Source organism: Sulfitobacter sp. HI0129 (assembly GCF_001635395.1).
Classification (GTDB): domain Bacteria; phylum Pseudomonadota; class Alphaproteobacteria; order Rhodobacterales; family Rhodobacteraceae; genus Sulfitobacter.
The window spans coordinates 1-1,451 of record NZ_LWGH01000729.1 but is presented as its reverse complement, the minus strand read 5'-3'; the positions used below and the strand labels follow the sequence as shown (position 1 = coordinate 1,451).

Below are 1,451 nucleotides of genomic sequence, written 5' to 3'. Positions count from 1 at the left end.
GAAACAGGGGCCCCATGACAGCCGTATCTCACAATTAAGGGCAAAAATTGTCGCCGAACGCGTCGCGTCTCAGATTAAAGGGCAACGCGACAGCAATATCCGACTTGGCACGGAGCATCGCAAAGGAGACCAGAGTTTAACCATCAGGTGCCACGGAGGTTGTCATGGAGACCTGGTTAGTCGGCCAGACAGCGACCGCGAACGCCTATTTCTGCCTCTTTTGGCTTAACCCCCGTCAGCGCTTCAGTCTGGTCGTCTCGTCGAGCATCTCGTCGACGGTGGTCACGATCTTGGCGTTCGAGGAATATGCCCGCTGGGTGCTGATCAGGTCGGTGAGTTCCTGAGCCACTTCGACATTCGAACTCTCGAGCGCGCCCGCCGTCAACGATCCCGTGGATCCCTCGCCCGCCTGGTTTAGGCTGAACTTGCCCGAGGAGCGGGACAGCAGGAAGGCGTTGCCGTCGGCCTTGAGCAGGCCGTCGGGGTTGGCCACCTCGGCCAGCGGGATGTTGTAGAGCGGCTTGCGGCTGCCATTGTCGAACACGCCGTAGACGTCGCCGCGCTCGTCGATCTCGGTCCGCACCAGCACCCCGCTCTCGGCACCGTCGGCGGTGATCTTGAGCGGCGAGTAGTCGCCCGCGAACTGGGTCATGCCGGCATAGGTCCCGGGCGCGCCGATGTTGATTGCCAAGTTCTGTGGCACTGCGCCGTTGTTGATGGTCAACGCTGCCACCCCGGTTCCGGCATTGAACGCGAAGTTCGCCGGGGGATTGGCGGTGGTGGTTGCGTTCGAGTATTGTCGCGGCGCCCCTGCCAGCGGGCCGCTGTCATGGAAATCGACCGTGACGTTGCCGTATTGGGTACCGTCGGCGCCGTTAAAGCTGAGGGTCCATTGGTCGTCGACCGCGCCGGGCTGCCAGGAGAACTGCATCCGCTGCGCGGCACCCAGCGGGCTGAAATACTCCGCCGAACTCAGGAAGGGCTCGCCAGGTGTCGCCAGGCCGGTCTGCTGGGCCGGGATGTTGCCGCTGATCGTCATCGCGCCGGTGGGCGAGCCGGTCTGCGACAGGCTGCCCAGATTGACGGTCTTGAGATCGCCGAACTGGTTGCGATCAATCATTCCGAGGCTCGCGGTTTGATCGTACGGGAAGCCCGCGAGGTAATAGCCCGCGGCGTTGCGCAGGTTGCCGTTCTCGTCGGGCAGGAAGGAGCCTGCCCGGGTCAGCATGAAGTTCGCCTCGTTGGTCTCGTTCGGCTGCTTGGAGACCACGAAGAAGCCCGGCCCGCCGATTGCCAAGTCGGTTGCTTGGTCGGTGGCGCGCAGCGCGCCTTCGGTCGAGATCTCGGAGCCCTGCACCGCGCGCACGCCCGAAGGCGCCACCGTGCCGTTCTGGCTCAGCGTACTGGTGGTGACCATCTGCACGAAGCTGCGCCGGTAGCCGTCGGTGTTG

At 63.8% G+C, this 1,451-nt stretch carries 1 protein-coding gene; it reads right to left on the bottom strand.

Annotation, left to right across the window (positions count from 1 at the left end; all coding sequences use genetic code 11):
* Positions 1–235: 235 nt before the first annotated feature.
* On the bottom strand, positions 236–1,451 hold a 1,216-nt coding region (locus A3764_RS18060; RefSeq protein WP_067951887.1), incomplete at its 5' end, for a flagellar hook protein FlgE.